General features: G+C 62.4%; 16 protein-coding genes and 1 tRNA gene. 9 read left to right on the top strand and 8 right to left on the bottom strand.

Annotation, left to right across the window (positions count from 1 at the left end):
- Nucleotides 1-52: 52 nt before the first annotated feature.
- The 4 genes from AX735_RS23855 to AX735_RS25470 all read right to left on the bottom strand — a co-directional run bounded on the left by AX735_RS23855 (nucleotide 53) and on the right by AX735_RS25470 (nucleotide 4,997).
- On the bottom strand, nucleotides 53-676 hold the full coding sequence (locus AX735_RS23855; RefSeq protein WP_231750243.1) for a hypothetical protein: 624 nt from the start codon (nucleotides 674-676) through the stop codon (nucleotides 53-55).
- On the bottom strand, nucleotides 673-855 hold the full coding sequence (locus tag AX735_RS23850) for a hypothetical protein (RefSeq protein WP_060977590.1): 183 nt from the start codon (nucleotides 853-855) through the stop codon (nucleotides 673-675). Before AX735_RS23850 ends, AX735_RS23855 begins: the two co-directional genes overlap by 4 nt.
- A 29-nt stretch (nucleotides 856-884) precedes the next feature.
- On the bottom strand, nucleotides 885-4,406 hold the full coding sequence (locus AX735_RS23845; protein WP_060977591.1) for a class I SAM-dependent DNA methyltransferase: 3,522 nt from the start codon (nucleotides 4,404-4,406) through the stop codon (nucleotides 885-887).
- Between the two features lie 183 nt (nucleotides 4,407-4,589).
- A complete protein-coding gene (locus AX735_RS25470; protein ID WP_066272603.1) occupies nucleotides 4,590-4,997 on the bottom strand; it encodes a hypothetical protein in 408 nt (135 codons plus the stop codon).
- Between the two features lie 300 nt (nucleotides 4,998-5,297).
- Here AX735_RS25470 and AX735_RS23840 point away from each other — a divergent pair, with 300 nt between their 5' ends.
- Both AX735_RS23840 and AX735_RS23835 read left to right on the top strand, forming a co-directional pair.
- A complete protein-coding gene (locus AX735_RS23840; protein ID WP_066542468.1) occupies nucleotides 5,298-5,801 on the top strand; it encodes a hypothetical protein in 504 nt (167 codons plus the stop codon).
- Nucleotides 5,798-8,623: a relaxase/mobilization nuclease domain-containing protein gene (locus tag AX735_RS23835; protein ID WP_066285167.1), complete on the top strand. Its 2,826-nt coding sequence runs from the start codon at nucleotides 5,798-5,800 to the stop codon at nucleotides 8,621-8,623. The genes AX735_RS23840 and AX735_RS23835 overlap by 4 nt, the downstream gene beginning before the upstream one ends.
- 213 nt (nucleotides 8,624-8,836) lie before the next feature.
- On the opposite strand, the gene AX735_RS23830 is transcribed toward AX735_RS23835, so the two are convergent.
- Nucleotides 8,837-10,093, bottom strand: coding sequence for a hypothetical protein (locus tag AX735_RS23830; protein ID WP_067512592.1), 1,257 nt, complete (start codon nucleotides 10,091-10,093; stop codon nucleotides 8,837-8,839).
- A gap of 219 nt (nucleotides 10,094-10,312) precedes the next feature.
- Between AX735_RS23830 and AX735_RS23825 the strand changes: the two genes are divergently transcribed.
- From AX735_RS23825 to AX735_RS23815, 3 genes are read left to right on the top strand one after another with little or no spacing between them, the layout of a single operon-like run.
- A complete protein-coding gene (locus tag AX735_RS23825; RefSeq protein WP_208597833.1) occupies nucleotides 10,313-10,855 on the top strand; it encodes a hypothetical protein in 543 nt (180 codons plus the stop codon).
- Nucleotides 10,852-13,359: an N-6 DNA methylase gene (locus AX735_RS23820; protein ID WP_060977490.1), complete on the top strand. Its 2,508-nt coding sequence runs from the start codon at nucleotides 10,852-10,854 to the stop codon at nucleotides 13,357-13,359. The genes AX735_RS23825 and AX735_RS23820 overlap by 4 nt, the downstream gene beginning before the upstream one ends.
- A gap of 3 nt (nucleotides 13,360-13,362) precedes the next feature.
- On the top strand, nucleotides 13,363-13,860 hold the full coding sequence (locus tag AX735_RS23815) for a PIN domain-containing protein (RefSeq protein WP_060977491.1): 498 nt from the start codon (nucleotides 13,363-13,365) through the stop codon (nucleotides 13,858-13,860).
- A 253-nt stretch (nucleotides 13,861-14,113) separates the two neighbouring features.
- Here the strand turns inward: AX735_RS23815 and AX735_RS23810 are convergent, their stop codons facing one another.
- The 3 genes from AX735_RS23810 to AX735_RS23800 form a co-directional block, all read right to left on the bottom strand.
- Nucleotides 14,114-16,057 carry a site-specific integrase gene (locus tag AX735_RS23810; RefSeq protein WP_060977492.1) on the bottom strand — a complete coding sequence of 648 codons (1,944 nt, stop codon included), beginning with the start codon at nucleotides 16,055-16,057 and terminating at the stop codon, nucleotides 14,114-14,116.
- Nucleotides 16,058-16,180: 123 nt separating this feature from the next.
- Nucleotides 16,181-16,255: transfer RNA gene (locus tag AX735_RS23805), tRNA-Gln, on the bottom strand.
- Between the two features lie 148 nt (nucleotides 16,256-16,403).
- Complete coding sequence (locus AX735_RS23800) at nucleotides 16,404-17,489, bottom strand: branched-chain amino acid aminotransferase (RefSeq protein WP_066285166.1); 1,086 nt, start codon at nucleotides 17,487-17,489, stop codon at nucleotides 16,404-16,406.
- A gap of 111 nt (nucleotides 17,490-17,600) precedes the next feature.
- Between AX735_RS23800 and AX735_RS23795 the strand changes: the two genes are divergently transcribed.
- The 4 genes from AX735_RS23795 (at nucleotide 17,601) to AX735_RS23780 (ending at nucleotide 21,344) form a co-directional block, all read left to right on the top strand.
- On the top strand, nucleotides 17,601-18,107 hold the full coding sequence (locus tag AX735_RS23795) for a MarR family winged helix-turn-helix transcriptional regulator (RefSeq protein WP_066285164.1): 507 nt from the start codon (nucleotides 17,601-17,603) through the stop codon (nucleotides 18,105-18,107).
- A 100-nt stretch (nucleotides 18,108-18,207) separates the two neighbouring features.
- The gene (locus AX735_RS23790; protein WP_231750242.1) at nucleotides 18,208-19,233 is read left to right on the top strand and encodes an MDR family NADP-dependent oxidoreductase; all 1,026 of its coding nucleotides are present in this window, start codon (nucleotides 18,208-18,210) and stop codon (nucleotides 19,231-19,233) included.
- Entirely contained in the window at nucleotides 19,230-20,042 is an 813-nt protein-coding gene (locus AX735_RS23785) for an enoyl-CoA hydratase/isomerase family protein (RefSeq protein ID WP_066285161.1), read from the top strand. Before AX735_RS23790 ends, AX735_RS23785 begins: the two co-directional genes overlap by 4 nt.
- Before the next feature lie 135 nt (nucleotides 20,043-20,177).
- On the top strand, nucleotides 20,178-21,344 hold the full coding sequence (locus tag AX735_RS23780; RefSeq protein ID WP_066285158.1) for an acyl-CoA dehydrogenase family protein: 1,167 nt from the start codon (nucleotides 20,178-20,180) through the stop codon (nucleotides 21,342-21,344).
- Nucleotides 21,345-21,410: the final 66 nt, after the last annotated feature.

The raw sequence follows: 21,410 nt of genomic DNA, 5'->3' as shown, positions 1-21,410 counted from the left end.
ATCTGGGCTTCATCTTCGTTCCTTCGTCACTACGACGAAGCCCAGATCCTCCTTAGATCACAACCTCAAATCTGTGCCATTGGTGCTGACGGCGGACAATCTGTTCGGTGATCGTCTTATAGGTCGTTTTGGAGGTGCTGCCGGTCGCGGTGCCGCTTACTGGAGAGGTTGTCGCGGCGCTCGCGCTGGTGAGCTGATCGAGCAGCAGCAGGTCGCTGTCAAACCGCCGATACCGGATCAGCGCGATGTTCCGGTTCATCTGCTTGACCGCATGCTCATCATATTTGCCGAAGTCGGTGGCGATGCAGATCAGGCGCGGGCCGGTCCAGTCTACCAGCCTGGCCGCCTCGGCTCCCAGCCGCTCCAGCACCAACCATTCGAAATCCTTGCGATGGCCCATCAGCCAGTCGAGATAATACAATCCCTGGTTGATGACATTCTCGTTCGACGATCGCTTGTACTCGATCACGACCGGGCTGTTGTTCTCGTCAATGCCCAGCGTGTCCATGCGGCCACCTTCATTGGTCGGGAACTCGCTCGCCAGAAACCGGACGCCGAGCAGCGTCTCCAGATTTCTCTCGAAAACGGTCTGCAACGATTTTTCCAGCGCCATCGCGCCACCGGCCAGTTCGGCAACATCAGACCCGGCCATCCGATACAGCTTGATGTCGCTCATTGCGCGCCATGTTCCTTCGATGCAGCCGCGCGGTGCAATCGAGCCACCAGGTCTTTCAATTCCTGCGCGCGCTTGGTTTTGCGATAGCCGAGCTCGGCAAGCACCAGTGTGAGCTCAACGGGGTCGCGCTCGCTTGTTCGGGTATGGGCTTCGAGCGCCTCGATCGAGAGGTGGCCCATGGGGCGCCCTGCCGTGCCGCCACTGCGTTTCATGCCGCGTACCGCCCGTCTTTCAGCCGCCGGGCCATGCCGATGCCGGTCAGGGCGTCGAGCACCGGGCGGACGGTGGCGGCGCGTTTGCCCTTGAAGTTGCGGGCGATGTCCTGCGCGGCGAGGGGGGAGGGGGCGGCGGTGAGGATCGACTGGACGGCGCTGACCTGTTCGGGAAGCGTCTTGGGCCATGCGATGACATTGTCGGGGAGCACGACCGCCGCCTCGCCGAAATCGAGCGTCTGGTTGACCGGGGCGGAATAGCCGGGGTCCTGAAAATCGGGGCGCAGATAGCGGATCAGGCCGCGCGCCTCTTCGGCGGCGCGTTCCTTGTTCAGCGCGACCAGCCGGGTGAGGATGTCCTCGTCAGACAGGTCCACCGGCCAGCCATAAGCTTCGGCCACCAGCGCGTCGATGGTATCATGATGCTGGCGGATCAGCGTGACCAGCCCGCGATCATGCATGTCGCGCTCCTGCTCGTCCAGCGCGCGGCCTTTGCGCATGGCTGCGAGCACGTTGTAGAGCTTGGTCAATGTCAGGTCCTCGTGCGCGGCCAGCACGCGCTTGCGCAGGTCGTCCAGCGCCTCGGCCTCGTTGCGGATGCGGTCCTTCAGAGGCTCTGGGACGTCAGCGGGAAAGGGGAAGGGGTCGAAACAACTGGTCTTGGTGTATCGGGGACGATCCTCCAGCGTGCCGCCCGCGTTCATCGCCCAACAGACGTGCAGGTTGCTGGAGAGGATGCCGAGAAAATAGCCGTCAGAAAGGGCGGGGCAGACCAGCATGTTGTCCGGCACCGTCGAAATGGGCAGGAACTGGAAGACCCGGTGCTTGGCGGTCTCGATGGTCGCGATATAGCGGTCCAGCCCTCGCATCGCTTTGCGCAACTCGGGGCGCGTCTTGCCGAACAGCCACCATTCCTCGGCATATTTCAGGGCGTCGGCAGTCTTGCTCTTCGCGGCCTGGCCGTCGCGCTGTGGTCGAACGGCGTTCGAGAGGTGCTGGTAGACCGCCGGATACCCGTCCCGCACCTGCGCCTCGTCCAGCCCGTACAGGTCGATCACCATCACGCCGCGCGGGCGCGAGGCGAGGTCACGTCCATTGCGGTAATCGAAAATCACCGCGCGCTCGTGGCTGGTGCCGGACCGGAAATGCGCAGGCGCGCGCAAGGATGCCGGGTCCAACCGCTCCGCCTCTTCGGGCGTCACGATAAAGCCATCGCCATGCAGCTTGACCCCCGGCGATGCCAGACCGTCATTCGCCTTCAGGGCCTTTGCCACGGTCACATCCGCGCCGACCCGCAGATCGGCGGCGATGATGTCCACGGCTTCGGCATAATCAACCCGGTCGGGTGCTGCGCTCTCGTCGGTCACGCGCCAGAGCCGCCCGGCTTCGCGGCCCTGCCTACCTTGCGGTTGGGCCACGGTCATCGCAATGCGCACCGCCGCACCATCCTTCTCGTCCACCCATGGATGGTTGGGGATGGCAAAGGTCAGGCTCACCCCGTTCTTCGCCTCCAGATGCTTGGCGACGACACGGCGGCTGAAGGTCTGGACGATGGAATTGGTGGTGACGAAGCCGAACCGGCGCGTCCCTGCTCGCACCGCGAATGCCGCCTTGTCCCACCAGTGCATGACGAAGTCGGCGCTCTCGGGCACGTCGGTGGTCTTGAACAGCGCCTCGAAATACCCGTCGCCCAGCCGGTCGCGCACGTCCTTGCCACCAATGAATGGCGGGTTGCCGACGATGAAATCCGCCTTGGGCCATTTTGCCGCGCGGGGCTTCACATAGCTATACACCTCCACCCGCGCGTCCTCGTCGGGCACTTCGCGGCCGGTGACGGCGTGCAGCTTCATTGTTTCGCCGTCCCAGCGGGTGACGGGCTTGCCGCTCTCGTCCTTCACCAGCTCGCGCTTGTCATAGTCGATCAGTGCGTCGCGGTTCTCGATGGTGCGGATGTCCTTCAGGATCGGCTCAGGCGGGCTACGGTCCTTGCCGTTGACGCGGAAATGCCATTGCAAATAGCCGATCCACAGCACCAGCTGCGCAATCGCCGCCGCGCGCGGGTTGATCTCTATCCCCAGGAAATTCTCGGGCGTGATCGTGTGGCCGGACAGCTCGGCCAGATACTGGTTGTCGCCCAATTCCTTGAGCAGTTCCAGCACCTCGCCCTCCAGCTCCTTCATCCGCGCCATGGCGACATAGAGGAAGTTGCCGGTACCGCAGGCCGGATCGAGCACCTTGGTCTGTGCCAGCTGGGCGTGGAACGCCTCCACCACCGCGCGGGCGGCATCGACCTTGTCTTCGCCCATCAGGCTTTCCACCGCGCCGCGAACCCCGTCCCAGTCGCTGCGAAGCGGTTCCATGATGGTGGGGGCAATCAGACGCTCGACATAGGCTCGGGGGGTGTAATGCGCGCCCAGCTTGGCGCGTTCCTTGGGGTTGAGCGCGCGTTCGAGCAGCGTGCCGAAGATTGCCGGTTCGACCTCTCTCCAGTCCTTGCCCGCCGCCTCGATCAGCACCAGCAGTTCTTCGCGTTCGAGCGGCAAGGCCTCGCGCGACTTGAACAGGTATCCGTTGAAATGCTTGACCGGAATGCCGAGTGACGGGGCGAACTCACCCTTGTCCATCGCGGTCCATAGCGCGGTCAGCTGGTGATGCAGATGTTCAGGATGGTCGAGTTGCGCTTTGAGCAGGTCGGTGAAGGATTTGTCGGGTAGCAGCACGCCGGTATCCTCGGCGAACATCGTGAACAGCAGGCGCATCAGGAAGCCGCTCACGGCCTCGGCATTATGCCCACGCGCCTCAAGCCGCCGGGAGATGGTGGCGAGATAATCGGCAATCTCGCGCGTCGCCTTGGCGGCGCGGGTGGAAGGGTCGAGCGCCTTGGGGTTGGTCCAGATCAGCGCCAGCCGCTCGCGCACCTTCTCGTCATGCAGGTCGTCCAGCATGATGCGGTAGGAGGCCCGGTCAGGGAACTGGGCATAGGCTTTGCCGGTGCCGGTGAAGTCCGCGTACACGTCGATGCAATAGCCAATATCCGCGATCAGCAGGATCGGCGGCCAGCCATGATCGGTCGGCAGCGCCTTGGCATAGCGTTCGGCCTGGCCCTTGGCCTGGAGCATGGCGCGGGTCCAGCCGGGCGTTCCGCGTCGCGCGGTGCCGCGCTTGACGCGGGCGCTGGCGGACTGGCCGAAGATGTCGAGATCGTCCTCGCCGCGCGCCGCAGCGGCCTTGTCCGCCTCGCTGCCCTGTTTGGCCTCAAGGATGAAGCAGTCGCGCTTGTAGCAGTCGATGCGGCCAAAGCTCTGGGTGCCGTCACCATTGTCCTGAAACACCCGGCGTTCGAACACGTAATCGTTGTGCGCGTCGTCGGTGCGGCTTCCATCCGGCGCGGGAACACCGATCAGCGCGCACAGGCCGTTGATGAAGCTCTGCGTGTTCGCCAGCTCCGACCCGCCCGTATCGCGCCACTGGACGATGAAAGCGTCGACCTGCTGCTGTGTGGAAGCGTCCCCCGGCATGGTTTCACATAAGCACCGAGGGCAGGGGGCGGCAATCGGAGATTGATCCAGGTTGGGGCTTTGGACCGGATGGAGGCGGGCACTTTGTCGGCGCTAAGGCGACCGGTAGTTGAGAGCGCACGCCGGTCGCCATCTCGCGCAATGAGCCTGCCATCTCGCGCGAGCGCAGCAGCCGATAATATCTCACAAGAGTGTTTGATTTTGCTCGTCCATCCAGCGCGCTGGCACTTCGGCAGACGATCGAAATCGATCTGGAGCTGGCGATAACGAGCTTTGCTGCGAACTTGCTATAGGGGGCGCAGTGGTGACTGCCGCGCTGCGTGCGTTTAGCTGCTTCCTGATAACACTACGAACGCGATCGGGGCTTGGCAGTGTACCTGTAACGATGCCGGTCTGGACCAGCTCAGCCAGTATGGCTCCTGCCACAGCAATGGTTTCGGTTGCGTCCAGACCGGTGGTCATAGCGGCAACTTCATCCAGCACGTGTTTGACCAGCGCCTCCAAGTTGATGCGCTTTTCACGCTCCTCACGTGCCTTTGCGATACGCTCGTGCGCGAGCCGCTTCAATGCCTGTTCGAATCCGTCGTTCACTACATAATGTTGCGATGTGCGTGGTCTCACGGATGATGCGTTTGTTGATGGTCGTTTGTTTTTCGGCATACCAAATTCCTCCATTTGTTAAAATATAGGATGAATATTTTTGGTTTGCAAACAGAATAGAAGGGAGGATAATAAGGAGTTAACTTTAGAGAGGTAGCAAGTAATGTCGTGTCCACCTTTTTTGCCCATGGCCTCTGTCGCTTTGCTCTGTCGCCTTGGGCGGTGGAACGACTTGCCTTGGCGGGAGGAGCTTGGCCCCTCCCACGCCCACCCCAGATCCGGTCCTGGCGCATGACCCGCGCAACCAAGACCGGAAAACCAGCCCGGCCCAAGCCGATGGATTTTCGGGTGAAGCTCACGGCGGAAAACTACAGGGCGCTGACAACCCATATTGCAGCGGCCGGTTTCGACGGGCCGCACGCAAAGCAGGCATGGCTGCGGTCTCTGATCCCTGCCATGCAGACAGCCAGCTCGGACCGCAAAGTGAACCCAACCTGTGCAACAAGCGCTGACACCTACAGGCGCCTGCCGATGCCCGGTGGACAGGAGGCACTGGCGATACTGGGGAACATCGGCACCGACCTGCGCGAGACGCGAGCGAGTCTGAAGAAAATGGTCGAATGGCTTGATCGCATCGATCCTGTCTTCATTGCCGAGGAACATAGGGCGCGTGTCAGAAACGAGCTCCCCAACTTGATGGCAACCCTATTGAACCGGCTGGATGAAACAGAGGCCCGGGTCACGCCGCGCCTGTCATCTGCCATCGATGGCTTGCTACAGGCGCTGCGACAGTGATCATCAAGGTCAAGCGTGGCAGCGATTTCCAGGGGCTGTTCCGCTATCTTCTGCGCCACGGCCAGCATGGGCATCGCGGTGACGCTCGGATCATCGCCATGGTAGGCGTGTACGATGAACGCACTGCAGCAGCGCAGATGGCCTACAACGCTGCGTTGGCGCCGGAACGCGCCAAACCTGTCGTACACCTCATCGCGCGAGCCGAAACAGGAATCAGTGATGAGCGAAACGTGGAGCTCGCGGAATGGATGATCCGGGACGCGGGCCTTGCTGGCCGTCCATATGTGGCAGTTGCACACGATGATGGTCATCTTCATGTCGCCGCCTGCGAAATAGACGACGAAGGCAAGGCACCAGACCGTATCCTCTGGTCCAGCGCGCTCAAGAAGGCGGTCAGTCCTGAATTGGCGAGTACGCTTCCCCCAGGCTCGGTTCGGAGCAGAGCCTGGGACAGCCATATTTCATGGCGCATGTCGAAATTGGCGAGACAGGTGGAGAAACGTTGGGAGCTTAGGCGGCTGTCATCCGCTCCACGGGCTACAGCAACCGTTGAGCCCAGGATCGAGCGTTGGCAGGATGATCGCTTGCGTCATCGGGGGCAAGTTCCTTTGCAAGACCGGTATTTCGACCAGGTACGGAGCGCTCTGACCCTTCCTACCTGGCAGCGGCGTGTCGATGCCCTCGCACGGCACGGCCTCGAGATCCGGGTTTTCAACTCCGGCGCCAATGCGCGTGGACTACGCGTTTGCAGCATGTCCAACGATCGTGACTTCGCAAAAATCTCGGATTTCGGTTTGGGGGGCATGAGGAAACTCGACGCCTCTGCCGATCAAACTTTCGTGGCTTTTTGCGCCGGGCGAGGCAGTAGGCCGATCACCTTGGCAGAGCCGGAGCACACCTTCGATCCGGTTATGCGCCGGGTCCAGGTTTCGTTTCGACACGAACTCAAGGAGTGGCACCGGACTGCCGGCCGAAGGCGAGCTGCGTTTGACCGGTACAAGCGCAGCCAGCGCGCTATCGGAATCGAAGTGTCGTCGCTTACCGCGTCGTTTGCCCATCATATGAGCAGCCGGGGACGGAAAGCCGCAGAATGCAAACTCAAGCGCGAACTGCTGTCTAGAGCTAGAGCCGAACTCGACTTCGCCCTGCGTGAAGCAGGCCCAGCCCGGACCAAGCCAAGTTTTGCCGATTTTGTTCAGCGCGAGGCAGAACTCGGGAACACTGACGCCTTGCGCGTCCGAGACCAGCTTGCCGCGCGAGTTTCGGAAACGCAGCGACGTCGTTGTGCGGTGATGGCTTTGGTGCTGTCTAGATCGCTCGCCGAGCTAGAGGCGCGTGCCGCGCAAATTCACCGGCAGATGTTGACGGGCACCGAGTCGCTCAAATCGGCTCGGGATAGCCTGCTGACCCAAACCAAAGCCCTGCAGGCTGCGGCGGAGGAAATCAGGGCGCGGAACGCAAGGCGACGGGCACACGAAATTGCCGAAGAGCGGCGAAGAGCTGAGGCCAAGGCAAAAGCTGCTGCTGCGGCTCAACACGACAGGTTCCAGTCCGAAAAACGCCGCATCGACTCTTCCAGAAGCGCGGGTGCACGGTTTGCGGCCTGGTTCGCACAGGTTGCCGCGCTCATGGTGTGGTTGACCGAATTGAAGAATGCGGATCTCGAATCGAAGCGGCTAAAACGGGAGCAGGCAGAACGCCTTGCCCACGAACGCGAGCGCATTGCGCGGGAGAGGGCTGAAGCTGAAAACCACCAAGCAGGGCACGCCATACCTGTAATGCCCGCAGCAATTGCCGAGCATCGTCACCAGCCGCTGCATAACGGGCAGAGTCGCTGTCAGAGCGATGCTGATTGCGCTCCGCCAGGCCGGACACCATCACAAGCAACTCCTGAACGCCTGCGAGATCCGCTCGCTGCTGTTCATGCGCAACGAGCGTCACTTCGGGCCGCACTTGTCCATGATGATCACGATTCTCCCGCGACGCGCGAGTATCTAAATGCATGGTCAGCCGGCCTCAACGCGATCCCCACCGACCGGGCGATCACACGTGCCGACCTTGTCGCTATCGAGACTATGGTGATTCTCGAACTGGCAAGAGGCGGGCGTGGAATTGCGGTTATCGAGAAGATCGCAATTTCGCGTTCGCCGACCAAAGAGCATGCCAAGCCGACCATTTTAGCTGCAATGAACAACCAGATCGTGCGCGACGTGCTGGCCGAGCAAGGTGTAGAGGCCCTGCGGCGCGAGGCGAAAATTGCCCTGTACGACCGGGACCCGCAGACCGACGTTGGAGAAGAGTTTGTCACATGCTGGGCGGAGATCCTTGACGAAGCGCCGATCGATTTGAGCCTCCCTCCAGAAGACTATTTTCGGGCGATAGACTTTGACGTGGCACAGATTTTGGTCAAACGCGGGCATCCCATTTTGGGGGTGGCGGGGGCGCTGGCGGTACATTCACCGTCAGTCGAGGCGAAGGACTGGCAAAGCCGAGGTGAGTATCTCGAAGATGTGCTGGCGGATTTGGCGGAGCGCCAAGGATTGGTACCGGGCTGGGCTAAAGCGGTCATTGCCGCAGCATCCACTGGTGATCGATCAGCGGCACCGGCAGTGGCGTCGTCATCCTATGCGGTCGGTGCGCCAGGATCCCTCACTGGCCCAGAATCGATCGCAGGGCCAATGCGGCAGGAAATGCCGAGTCAGCAGGAGCAGCGCCCGCTGGATCTCGTCGATCCGGTTTCCAGACAGGACCCAAAACGGCCGCCTGCCATAGCCGATGCCCGGCGATTGCCCCCAGACGCGACGCTCGGGCCCTCTCGGTAGACTGCCGGTGCCCGATGGATCTGAATGGCAAAAACTGGGACAAAACTGCCGGTCGACACTACGCCAGAGAGCGTCCAGTTACGCCGAAACCGGTCATTCGTGGAGCCGCGCGCATCTACACGACGCTTCAGGCGAGACCGACGCCCTCTCCTGCCAGGGAGAAACTCAGTGCTTTTGCCGCCGGGACTACAGGCTTGGCTTCCCTATCGTTCGTCACCACGGCTTGGCCATCTCGACGATCTCCTCAAGCGTGAACGGGCCGAGGCCGTAGACCGCCGCCAATCCGTTGAATGCCTCCACCGCGACACGCCGGATCTCGGCCTGATCGATTGAGGACAGGGTTGCATCATACTCATACGCAAGCTCAACAGCGGCATAGCCCTCGTCAGCAAACTGGAGCGGTCCGCGCGGCCACCAACTATCCGTGAGATTGGCAATACCGAGGCGGATGTGGATCGGGAGTGAGCCACCGTGCGATAGTGCCAGCGCGCAATTGCGCTCTAGAAAGTCGACCCATTGTTTGAAGAGATATCCTGTCGCGAGTGTAAGGCGATCGCCGTCGCGCTCGAAGAGAAATCCTCCGCCAACACCCCAGAATTCGCCGGTCTTTTCGAACCATTGGGTGAGTGCACGGGTAGGATCGACGTCCCCCTCTGGTGTGCCCGGCCAATAAGCCATGACGCCACCCTGGCTTGCCCCGTAGTTGAGCGAATTGGCCCGCGCTAGCAGGGCTGGATGCCCCATGTGTTCGGCCAGCGCGCGCCTTGCCCCAGGCTTCACAGCCCATTTCGACGGGATAAGGCGCGCGTAGCCGGGGAATTGCTGCTTCCACAGGACTTTGCGACTGCCATGGCTGCTCGTCACCATCTGCGGAACGTCGCGATCGAACCAGAGGTCGAGGTCGCCTGCAAAATGCGGCTGCCACTGGACAGCTTCTGGCGGCGGCGCAGGAATCTGTTCGAGAGACAGTTTCAACGCGGCGGCCAACTGCTTGCTGAGTTCTCCACGTACGCGCCGCAGTTCACTCGTATCGGAACCCTCGGGTAGGCAAAACCCGATCGGACCACGCCGCCCCCGCATGTCGAACGGTAGCTTGTCGAGAGTGGCCCCCGGAAACGCGGTGTTCCAGACCTGGATGACGCGGGTGTAGGAGAGCGCCCGATTAGCGTAGCCCATTTCCAGCAGCACATTGGGATTGGCGCAGGCCTTTCCGCTCGCTGAGACGGCGATCGGTGTCACATCGCCCACAAACACCGCAGCGGCATCGATCTTACGGAGAATGGTCGCCACGATGTCGGGAGTTCCGGCGACGCCCTGGGTATCGGAGGTCAGGCTCGGCCGATCGGCCTCTTCGACCTCGGCCGCCACGAGCGCGATCGCGGCATCAAGTGCGTATCGGATAACCTCGCGCGTGACGCGGCCGTCGAGATCGCTCTGCCATGACCATAAAACCGTCTTTTCCGTGCTCAACGCGCTGCCCTCCTCTCGCGGCTTGTACCGCACATTATTGCATATCCATTTTTCTTGTTGGATGGGAACGCTCGCAGTGCGTATCCATCAACAACGTTAGCCGCCAATCCGCTCCGCAATGCGCGGCACATTCTGAACTCGCCAACGAGGGTGAACAAGCGGGGAACGAAGGCTTTACCAAGAAGAATGGGTATGATACCCAATTGAAGCTTGGGTATCATGCCCAAACTGGAGGAGCTGGTGCGGCTGATCGGATCGCGGGACGTCCTGAAACTAACCGGACTATCGGGCGACCAGCTGCGCGAATGGACTGTGCGGCGCGGGCTCATTCATCCCGATGTCCCGGCATCGCGCCAAGGTCAGCAGGCGCAGTTTGGCTGGCAGACGGTGCTTGTGTTGCGCCTTGCCGTCGTTATGCGCAGCCGGTTCCATGTCGAACTGCAGGCGCACCGTGACCTGCTGGCGCGCGTGCGGGGCCTGCTGAACGGTCGCTCCTTCCCGAGCCTCTGGGGCCATCGGCTCGCGATCTTCGGGCTGGAGCGCTGCGCGCTGCTCGGCACTGGCGATTCACTGCCGGCGGACGAAGATGTGATCCTGCTCGCGCTCCACGCCCATCTCGAAGCGCTGTCGCAAGGCTTCAGCGTGGCAGAGCCGATCGCGCAGCTGCCGCTCTTTCCCGCAGTCGGCCTACGCCGCGGCGAGGTGCCCGCCAAGGCGGCGGGCGGAACCGTGCTGCGCGCCGCCGAAGGAAATACGGCGTGAACGGGCTCGCGAAAATCGAGGCGGGATTGCGTGCTATCGGCTATCGGCCGGAATCACTCATCTACGACTATAGCTTTGCCGATGTTCTCTCGGAGACCGGAGAAGAACTGTGCGTAGCTCTCGCGGCCTTCACCCAAGTCCCCGAGTCCTTCCGTTCCGCGGCGTTTGGCGTGATCACGGGCGCTCATGATGCGGACGCGGTGGAACGCCGCCGCGCGCTCGGCGCGCCGATCCTGTTCTCGATCGGGCATGACGATGTCGGCGTCTGGCGCGTCGGCGCCGAAGGCAAGCCGCGCTTGACTGAACGGGTCCCGCTATTTCAGCTCGACGCCTTGTTCGCGCGCAACGCCGACAACTGGAGCCCGCACGCGGTCCACCGCGCCAAGGCGCTTGGCCAGACCCAGACTGCCTATCAGCTCGACTTCGTCGACCTCGGACTGATGCCGATGATCGAGCACGAAATCGAAGTGAAGCTCGACCAGCTACTCGGCGAAGTGATCGCCAAGCTACTGACTGGAATCGACGATCTGCGACGCGAAGAAGCGGTTTTCCGCACGACGTTTAGGCTTCTAGCGGCCAAAATCCTGATCGATCGCCAGCATCCCGATGCTGCGTCCTGGTCAACCGCGCCGGTTGCGGAGGTTCTCGCCGGGATCGAGACCTATTATCACCTCGATCAGATCGCGCGCTCTGCGGTTGGCGCCCTGCCGACCGCAACCGTAGAGACGGCATGGGCGACGCTTCGCAGCGCCATTAACTTCCGCAACATCTCGTCGGACAGTCTTGCTTTTGTCTACGAGAACACGCTGGTGACTGCAGACACGCGCAAGCGTTTTGGCACCCATAGCACTCCACGCCAAATCGCCGAGTATGTGGTCAGTCAGCTGGACCTGGGTCGGTTCGATCTCGAAGACATCTCGATCTATGAGCCGTTCGCCGGCGCGGGTATGTTCCTTGTCGCTGCGCTGCGCCACCTACGCGATAGGTTGCCCGACACGCTTTCCGGCGAAGAGCGGCATGCTTTCCTTGTCAAGCGGATCAGTGGCGCGGAACTCGACAGCTTCGCCTGCGAAGTCGCGACGCTGTCGCTGATCCTGGCCGACTATCCCAATGCCAATGGGTGGAAGATCGCTCCGAAAGACCTGTTCGAGCAGAGCGTACTTGCTACGGACGTGGCGGGTAAGCGCATCATCCTGTGCAACCCGCCCTGGGAAGATTTCGACGGCAACGAGCGCCAGCGCTACCCGGAAATGGCAGCGAAGTCCTTCTCGAAGCCCATGGCGGTCCTTCGCACCTTGATTGAGGCCAGACCCGAAGCCCTGGGCTTCGTCCTACCGCAGGGCTTTCTTCGTCAGAAGCAATATACCGAGCTGCGACAGCTGCTCGCGGACAGCTACGGCCGCATCGAGCTTACCTCGCTTCCCGACCGCATCTTCCAGCGCGCGGGCCTGGAATCGGCCATCATCATCGCGACCGATTGCCGCAATGATGATGCTAAGGGCCTTCCCAACCAGCTGCGCTCCGCCGAGGTGAGCGACAAAAGTCGTCCGGATTTCCTGATGTACGGCAAGACCAGCACCGAGCGTCGCCGCGCCAAGCGGGTCTGCTCGGGTGATCTCTGGATCGGCGCGCTCGATGAGGTCTGGGAGTATCTGACGGACTACCCCTCGCTCGGAAGCCAAGCCGAGGTCCATCGCGGTCTCCAATGGATCAGCCAGTCCGCTGGCTGGAGTGCGGTACCCCGCGAGGGATATGTCAGGGGAGTATTCAAGCCAGCGGATTCGCTGCTGCAATATCGCGTTACCGCAACCGGCTATGTCGATATGCGCGAGGAGTCTGCTTACAGGCTCGGCCCACTGACGCGCCGTTGGGACCAGCCTAAGGTGCTGGTCAATGTCGCGCGGCGATCACGCGGACCATGGCGGTTGGACGGCGCGCTCGATCGCAGCGGGCTCGTGCCGTCGCAAGCCTTTTTTGGCATTTGGCCAACTACAGCCGAGCTTCAGCCTGAAGTAATCGAAGCGCTGATCAACAGCCCGCTGGCGAGCGCGTTCGTTCTTGAGCGGGCCTCGAACCAGCATCTCACCAACGTTATCATGAGGCAGCTGCCACTACCGAAGCGTGGCGCGCTCGCCGACGTAGTCGCCGCGGTGCGGCGCTACCATGACGGGCTCGCCGCCGCCGCAGCCCATGCACTGCGGACTTCGGAAGTCGACGACCGTCTCGAGGACCTGCTCATCGATATCGACGCGCAGCTCCTTAAGGCCTATGATCTACCGCCCCGCCTCGAGCGCCGACTCCTCGAAGCCTTTCGCGGGCACGAAACCGAGCGTCGCGTTGCAGGCTCCTTCAAGGGTTGGTTCCCCGAGGATTTCACGGCTTATGTGCCGCTGCACGAATATATCGGGCCGTTGCTGGGTGAGAACACCGGAGCTTGGACGCTCGATATTTTTACGCCTGCCCCTGAGCACGAGGTCGAGCGGCTCAGGCTTTACGTCCAGTAGCGGATGGACACCTATTTGCTCGATACGAACCTGGTGTCCGTGCTCTATGACGCGCGGCGGCCCAACCATGGTACTGTCCGTCAGGCCATCGCCGCGCTTCCGGCTGAGGCGGCGCAGCTGGTGTCCGTGGTAACGGTCGGTGAATTACGATTTGGGCTGGCGCTGGCCCGCGCCGCCGGACAGGCACTCACCCATATCGAGGCTTGCCTGGCCCAATCCGAAACGCATCCTCTTGCCGAAGTCACGCGCCATACCGCTGACGCCTTCGCGACGGTCAAATCCAGCATCGCGCTAGCGCGAGTCGACATCCGCCGCCGGATTCCGCGCTGGGTGGAGGGCTGGATGGACCGGGTCAGTGGTCAGCTGCTACAGATAGACGAGAATGATCTCTGGATTGCCGGGCAAGCCTTCGAGCGGAACTACGTCGTGGTCACCTGCGACAAGGACTTCACACAAATAATCGCGCCCGCGGTCCCAGGATTGCGCGTCCTGCTCGTGTAAGATCCACCGAGATCAACTCGCTCTTCCAAATGCCTAACTGCGAAGCCGGCGCCGACAATGATGGGCGAGTGGCTGTTTTCTGGATCGTCGGAGGTTGCCGCGAATGACCATTTTATGGGTGCGGAAGCCGGCGGGCTGGTTTGCGCGGTCCGTGGCCGGTTTTAGCGGAACCCGACGCTCATACAACCGACGCTGAATGTCTTGAACGGGTCGCTCGATGCCCGGGCTACCAGGGAAGCCCGGGCAAAGGGTCTTACAACTGCTTGATCGGGTATGCCTTGAGCCGTTTCGTAACCTTTGGGATCGTGTCGACCACCTGCTTCATGATTTCGAGCCGGGTGGCCTTGGTGTACGTTCTTGCGGTTTCGCTGGTGTTGATCGTGTGCCCCAGCAAATCCGCCCGGCGCTCTTCCGACACTCCGAGATTGGCAAGCTCGGTTGCAACAAAGTGGCGGATCGAGTGCATGTCCTTGTTTTCGGCGACCAAACCCGCTCGGATGAACGCGCGCCACCATTTCTTGTAGAACGCGTCGCCATAATTGGATGCTCCGAGACCCAGGTCGGCAAAGATGGCCCGATGCCCATGTTCACGCTGGCGCTCGACGAACTTGAGGAAACCAAGGCGAATGACTTCATCGGCGATCGGGATATCTCTGACCGACGACCCGGTTTTCACCCGTCCCGTTTCCGTGGGCCGCACCTTTATCACCCATAGCCCATCGTTCTGCTCGACATCGCTAGCCATGAGCTTGGCGATTTCTTCGCGGCGCGCTCCAGTGTACGTCAACAAGATCGGAATCCAATAGGCACTGTCATGCCAGACATGTTTGCCATGCTTGAGACGCCTGACCTTTGATTCGCTGCCGTGCCAAATCGGCCCGGAGAACAGGGTTTCAAGCTCCTGTACGCTGAATGCCGGTCGCTTGTCCCGCTTCACTCGCTTATCGGCGATGACATAGGCCGACCAGTCGATCGGTCGGCACCCCGGAACACGTTTCATGGCCCAGTCGAACACTAGCTTCAGGAAGCGCATATGCCGATTCGTCGTTGCCGAGCTGAGGCCTTTTCCTTTGTTCTTCGCTGCGATCTCCCCAAGCGTCATCTCCGTATGCATCGGCGTCTTATGATGGTTCGATGGCAATGACCGCAGTGTCCTGAAGAGGTTGGCGATCATCGTCTCATCGATCGCACTGATGCTCATTTCTGGACCAAAGAACTTCTCGGCAAGGAAGATGGCTGCGTCAAACTGTGATCGCGTTTTGCTCGTCCAGCGTGACGACTCCAGGCCTTGGTCGAACGCGGGGTTGGCGTTCAGGAAAGCGGCTGCAGCGCCCGCGATCGTCATTTGGTTGCCAGCGGTTGCAAGATTTGTGCAGAGCGGGGGAGGCACCTCCGCCGGAGCGTTGTGGCTTTGTACAGGCGTCACCGCGCCCTCCAGCGCATTTTGCCCGGCAAAGCCAGCAGAAGCCGTCTGCCATTCGGGAGTGTCTTGCGGCAACACCGAAGGGGGCATGGAGAGCGCAGCCAGCATGTCATCTAGCGCCCTTTCCGGCTCCCGTGTATTTTGTTCTGCCTCCCGCAGCGCAAGGAGTACGCCCAGGAGCATCTGGCGCCGCGCCATGACGATGTTAGCCGCTGTAATCGGCAGGTTCCGATCCAGGAGAGCTTTGCGGGCACCCGCATCGGTTGCATCGGCAAGTTGGCCAGCATTCTCAAGAATTTCCTGGATGCGCAACTGCTGCTCGAAATCGAGGTCTGGCATACCGTTTACAAAGCGCTCAAGGAAATGATCGAGCGAGCCGAACGATGGCCCGATACCGTTGGTAAACATGTCGCGTGCAACGTACCGAAGGCCTCGAAGCGTGCGAAGATGTTCGAGCGTTGCATATCTTGCATCGTCGTGCCCGTATGCCTGCTCCCGCGCATGCAGGTGCTCGAGGCCATTGCGAACTTTTATCGCGGTCGCGCGCAGGATGGACGCCTTGTCCGTTTCGTTCAGACCTTCGAGCTCACTCACGATCTTTTGCCACTGGTCCTTCAGCAGTTGGTCCATCAGTGCCGCCCGCTGGCGTGCAACGGACCGGTCTGCGGTTCGCAGCGAAAGCCTTATCTGGTAAACCTTTCCATCCAGTGAGAATGAAGCGCGGTAATAGAACCGGCCGTCGCGCCGGGTGATGTTAGGATTGCTTCTGGACATGAATGTGCCCCTCGTTGAATCCTGCGACACGCAATAGGTCACAGGATGCGTCACACTCTCGGCGGCTGCCGAGTGTGAGGCGAGGTGACAAATCCCTATTTATCAATCACTTGCTGCGTAACGTGGCTGGGGTGGCAGGATTCGAACCTGCGAATGCCGGTACCAAAAACCGGTGCCTTACCACTTGGCGACACCCCAGTGCGTTGCTGGCCAATGCGTTGCTGGCCAATGCCGTGCTGTCCGTGGCTGCCGGGCGAGGGGCCGGGGCAGCGCGGGAGCGGCCTATATACGGAAAAGCGCGGTCCCGCCAAGCGCCTTTTTGGAGCGCTCGGCGGCGCGCGCGGGCTCAGCCGATGCGGTGGACCCAGCCGTGCGGATCGGCCGCATCGCCGCGCTGGATCGATACCAGCGCCGAGCGCAGGCTGGCCGTTACCGGGCCAGACTGGTTGCCGCCGATGGTGAAGCTGCCGTCCGGCCATTTCACCGTGCCGACCGGCGTCACCACCGCCGCGGTGCCGCAGGCAAAGGTCTCGCGCAGTTTGCCGCTCTGAGCATCGGCCTGCCATTGGTCGATCGAATAGGGCTCCTCGCGCACTGTAAGCCCCTGCTCGCGGGCAAGGTCGATGATCGAGCTGCGCGTGATGCCGGGCAGGATCGTGCCGGTCAGCGGCGGGGTGATGATGCTGCCATCGTCGAACACGAAGAACAGGTTCATGCCGCCCAGTTCCTCGACCCATCTGTGCTCGGCCGCATCGAGGAACACCACCTGGTCGCAGCCTTGCGCGGTCGCTTCGGCCTGGGCGACGAGGCTGGCCGCATAATTGCCGCCGCACTTGGCCGCACCCGTACCGCCGGGGGCGGCGCGGGTATAATGCTGCGACACCCAGATCGTCACCGGCGCGATGCCGCCCTTGAAATAGGCGCCCACGGGCGAGGCGATGGTGATGAAGAGATACTGCTTGGCCGGGCGCACGCCGAGGAACACCTCGCTCGCGAACATGAACGGACGAAGGTACAGCGCGCCGCCCTCGACCTTGGGGAACCATTCGGAATCGATCCTCACCAGCTGCTCGACCGATTCGACGAACAGCTCCTGCGGCACATGCGGCATCGCCATGCGGGTCGCAGATTCGTTGAAGCGGCGCGCATTGGCATCGGGGCGGAACAGCGCGGTGCTGCCGTCGGACAGCTTGTAAGCCTTCATCCCCTCGAAGATTTCCTGTGCATAATGCAGCACCGAAGAGGCCGGATCCATGGGGATCGGCGCACGCGCGGTCACCTTGGCATCGTACCAGCCGCCCTCGGCCTCGTCATAGCGCACCACGACCATGTGATCGGTGAACAGCTTGCCGAAGCCTGGATCGACCAGAGCCGCGTCGCGCGCATCGGCGGGGGTCGGGTTGGTTGTCGGCTCGATCGCGAAAGGCAGCATGGCATCCCCTCAAAGGCGCAAGGATTGAAACTGGTGGTCTGCGTCCCGACGGCTGGCCTTGCTGCAACGCGGGCTTGCCAAGACCTAATCGGGCTGGCAATCAAGGTCAACATGCCTGTCCCATCTTCCCCCTCGGCTTCCGCGCTTTTCCTGCGCGAGGATGAAATCCGCCATGGCGTGGAGCTGCTGTTCTTCGGCTATACGCGGCTGACCAAGTCGATCGACGACCATCTCGCCAAGCAGGGGCTGGGCCGCGCGCATCACCGCGCGCTCTATTTCATCGCGCGCAACCCCGATCTGACGGTAAGCCAGCTGCTGCGCGCGCTCGCGATCACCAAGCAGTCGCTGGGCCGGGTGCTGACCGAGCTGCAGCGCCGCGACCTGATCGAGACGCGCAGCGGCGAGACCGACCGGCGGCAGAAGCTGCTGAGGCTCACCCCGGCAGGCGCGACGCTCGAGGCCGAATTGTTCGATGCGCTCCGCAGCCGCCTGTCCCAGGCCTATCGCCGCGCGGGGCAGGATTCGGTGACCGGATTCTGGCGGGTGCTCGAAGGGCTGGTGCCCGATGCCGATCGCGTGCTGCTGGCAGAACTGGGGAACGATCGCCGCCCCGGCTGATTGTCCGCACTGACAGCAATGTCAGCATTTCTGCTTTGCTATTGGTATCGGTTATGCAATCAAGTGGACAACGATAAGCAGGCAGGAGCGGGAAGAGGTCATGGCGACGATGCGCAGCGTGGTGCTCAAGGCGCCGATCGACGGGCTGCCGCAGCCGGATGACTTCGCGATCGTCGAACGCGCCATTCCCGCGCTCGAGGACCAGCAATTCCTGATCGAACACCACATCGCCTCGGTCGATCCCGGCGTGCGATCGCGGCTGCACGCCACCGGGGCGAGCTATGCCCCGCCGATCCCGCCGGGCAGCACGATGGACGGTTTCATGGTCGGCATGGTGACCGAAAGCCGCAACGATCGCTTCCCGGTCGGCACCTGGTTGGCCGGCAGCGGCGGCTGGACGACGCATTCGGTTTCCAACGGGCGCGGCTATGTGTTGCCGATCGTCGATAATGGCCTGTCGCGCAGCCTGTGGCTTGGCGTGCTCGGCATCCCAGGCATGACCAGCTGGTTCGGCATGAAGCGCGTCGGCGAGTTTCGCGAAGGCGCGCACGTGCTGATCAGCTCGGCCGCTGGCGTGGTCGGGGCGACGGCGGGTCAACTCGCGCGCGCCTGGGGCGCTGCGAGCGTGACCGGCATCGCGGGCGGACGCGAGAAATGCGACTGGCTGGTCGAGACCTGCGGGTTCGATGCGGCGATCGACTACAAGGCCGTGGACGATCTCGGCTCGTCGATCGCGGCTGCCTGTCCCAAGGGTGTCGACATTTTCTTCGACAATGTCGGCAATGCGATGATCGACACGGTGCTGCCCTTGATGCGGCTGCATGGCCGGATCGTGATGTCGGGCCAGGTCGCGGATTACAACGTGCCGCAGGGCGAGCGCGTTGGCATCACCAATACCGGCGAGATGATCGCCAAGCGGCTGACGATGCGCGGCATCCTGGTGTTCGATGACATTCCGCATTTCGCCGAGGCGCAGGCCGCGATGGCGCAGATGATCCGCGATGGGCAGCTGATCTATCGCGAGGAGCTGTATGACGGGCTCGAGGCCATGCCCGAGGCGTTTTGCGGTCTGTTCACCGGCGCGAGCTTCGGGCGGCGGCTGGTGCGTTTGGGAGATATCGGATGAGCCACGAATTCCGCATCGAGGACCAGGCTTACACGCGCTTCACCTTCGAGCGCGACGGACGGGTGCTGACCGCGTTCATCACCTCGGACCATCCGGTCAATGGCGTCGACGGCCCGATGCACGACGAACTGGCGCGGGTGTTCACCGATCTGCAGCGCGATAGCGAGAGCGACATCATCGTGCTGGCCGCGAAGGGCAGGGCGTTTTGCGCGGGCGGCGATTTCCAGTGGTTCCAGCAGCAGATCGACGATCCGGCGAGCTTCCGCGCCATCGCCTGGGATGCCAAGCGCATCGTGTCCAGCCTGCTGGAGATGGAAAAGCCGATATTGTGCCGGCTGAACGGGGCGGCGGCGGGGCTGGGCGCGACGATCGCGCTGCTGTGCGACATCATCGTCGCCGACGAAAAGGCGGTGATCGGCGATCCGCATGTCAAGGTCGGGCTGGTCGCGGGCGATGGCGGCGCGCTGATCTGGCCGCAGCTGATCGGCTATGCCAGGGCCAAGGAACTGCTGATGACCGGCGACATGCTGAGCGCCGCCGAAGCCAAGGCGCTCGGGTTGATCAACCATGCGGTGCCGGGCGATCAGCTCGATGCGAAGCTGGGCGAGATCATCGCCAAGCTGCAGGGCAACCCCAAATGGGCGGTGCGCTGGACCAAGAGCGTGACCAACATCCCGCTGCGCGCGCTCGCCGCGCAGATGATGGATGCGGCGATCGGCTGGGAGAGCGTGAGCAATTATCTGGGCGATCGGCGCGAGGCGGTGGCGGCGATGGCCGAGAAGCGCGCGCCAAAGCTGACGGGGGAGTGAGATGAAAATTCAAGCGCCCATATCCTGTCACCCTGAACTTGTTTCAGGGTCCATTTATCCCCACGCACCTTCGGCTTTCCGGGCACGATGGATCCTGAAACAAGTTCAGGATGACGGAAGGGCAGAGAGGCAAGCATGACCCTCCAGAGCTTCACCGACGAGCCAGAACACGTCTCAGCGCTGCGCGCGACGATCCAGCGGTTCATCGCCGATCACGCGCCGCGCGAGGCGCGGCAGGCCTGGGACAAGGCGGCTGAGTGGCCGCGCGATGTTTATGCGAAACTCAACGAGCTGGGCCTCACCGCGCTCACCGTTCCGGAAGAACATGGCGGGGCAGGGCAGGATCTGGTCGCGGCCATCGCGGTCATCGAGGAGCTGGCGACGGCGGGGCCGTGCCTCGCGGGTCCCTTCATCCATACCAGCTTCTATGGCGGCATGAACCTCAGCGAGAACGGATCGCCCGAGCAGAAGGCCGAGTTCCTGCCGCGCCTGGCCAAGGGAGAGCTGTTCTTCGCCTATGGCCTGTCCGAACCCAATGTCGGCGGCGACCTGGCGAGCGTCGAGACGCGCGCGGTGCGCGAGGGCGACGAGATCGTCATCAACGGGGCCAAGCGCTGGTGCACCGGCGCGGACTGGGCCGATTACATCTACTGCCTCGTGCGTTCGGGCCCGGCGGAGGAACGCTATCGCAACCTCTCGTTCGTGCTGGTTCCGACCAAAGCGGCGGGCGTGACGATGCAGGACATCGAGCATGTCAACCTGCGCTATACGCACAGCCAGGACGTGTATTTCGACAATGTGCGGTTGCCCGTGAGCGCCATCGTCGGCGGCGAGGCGATGTGGAACCAGGGCTGGAAGCTGCTCGCGGGTCGTGCGCTCGATGTCGAGAAGCTGGAGATTTCCGCCGTCGCGCTCGGCATCGCGCGCGCCGCGATCGACGAGGCCTGGGCCTATGCGCAGGAGCGGGTGCAGTTCGGCAAGCCGATCAGCCAGCATCAGGCGATCCGGAACAAGCTGGTCACCGCGCGCACCAAGTGGCAGGCGGCGCGGCACCTGCTCTATCATGCCGCCTGGCTCGCCAATGAGGGGCGGCCCTGCTCGGTCGAGACCAGCATGGCGAAGCTGTTCGTCGCCGATACCGGCGTGGAAATCGCGCTGACCTGTCAGCAGGTGATGGGCTCCTATGCGCTCAGCGATGCGTACGAAATGGAACGCCATGTCCGCGATCTGCTGGGCATGCCGATCGTCGGCGGATCGAGCGACATGCAGCGCAACAATCTGGCGAGCCTGATGCGGTTGTAAACGAATTGCCCTCTCCCCTTCAGGGGAGAGGGAAGAGCCGCGTAGCGGCGAAGGGAGAGGGGCAGG

It is taken from the genome of Blastomonas sp. CCH1-A6 (assembly GCF_001556365.1).
In the GTDB taxonomy this organism is placed as follows: Bacteria; Pseudomonadota; Alphaproteobacteria; order Sphingomonadales; family Sphingomonadaceae; genus Blastomonas; species Blastomonas ursincola.
Note: the sequence above shows the minus strand (reverse complement) of the source record. Positions and strands in the feature narration are given on the sequence as shown.

Bases quoted from the DNA above. Each gene is read 5' to 3' on its own strand.
- AX735_RS23790 (WP_231750242.1), top strand. From the start codon at position 18,208: ATGGCGACGATGCGCAGCGTGGTGCTCAAGGCGCCGATCGACGGGCTG.
- AX735_RS23780 (WP_066285158.1), top strand. From the start codon at position 20,178: ATGACCCTCCAGAGCTTCACCGACGAGCCAGAACACGTCTCAGCGCTG.
- AX735_RS23785 (WP_066285161.1), top strand. From the start codon at position 19,230: ATGAGCCACGAATTCCGCATCGAGGACCAGGCTTACACGCGCTTCACC.
- AX735_RS23850 (WP_060977590.1), bottom strand. From the start codon at position 855: ATGGGCCACCTCTCGATCGAGGCGCTCGAAGCCCATACCCGAACAAGC.
- AX735_RS23855 (WP_231750243.1), bottom strand. From the start codon at position 676: ATGAGCGACATCAAGCTGTATCGGATGGCCGGGTCTGATGTTGCCGAA.
- AX735_RS23845 (WP_060977591.1), bottom strand. From the start codon at position 4,406: ATGCCGGGGGACGCTTCCACACAGCAGCAGGTCGACGCTTTCATCGTC.
- AX735_RS23800 (WP_066285166.1), bottom strand. From the start codon at position 17,489: ATGCTGCCTTTCGCGATCGAGCCGACAACCAACCCGACCCCCGCCGAT.
- AX735_RS23810 (WP_060977492.1), bottom strand. From the start codon at position 16,057: ATGTCCAGAAGCAATCCTAACATCACCCGGCGCGACGGCCGGTTCTAT.
- AX735_RS23815 (WP_060977491.1), top strand. From the start codon at position 13,363: ATGGACACCTATTTGCTCGATACGAACCTGGTGTCCGTGCTCTATGAC.
- AX735_RS23840 (WP_066542468.1), top strand. From the start codon at position 5,298: ATGACCCGCGCAACCAAGACCGGAAAACCAGCCCGGCCCAAGCCGATG.
- AX735_RS23795 (WP_066285164.1), top strand. From the start codon at position 17,601: ATGCCTGTCCCATCTTCCCCCTCGGCTTCCGCGCTTTTCCTGCGCGAG.
- AX735_RS23825 (WP_208597833.1), top strand. From the start codon at position 10,313: ATGCCCAAACTGGAGGAGCTGGTGCGGCTGATCGGATCGCGGGACGTC.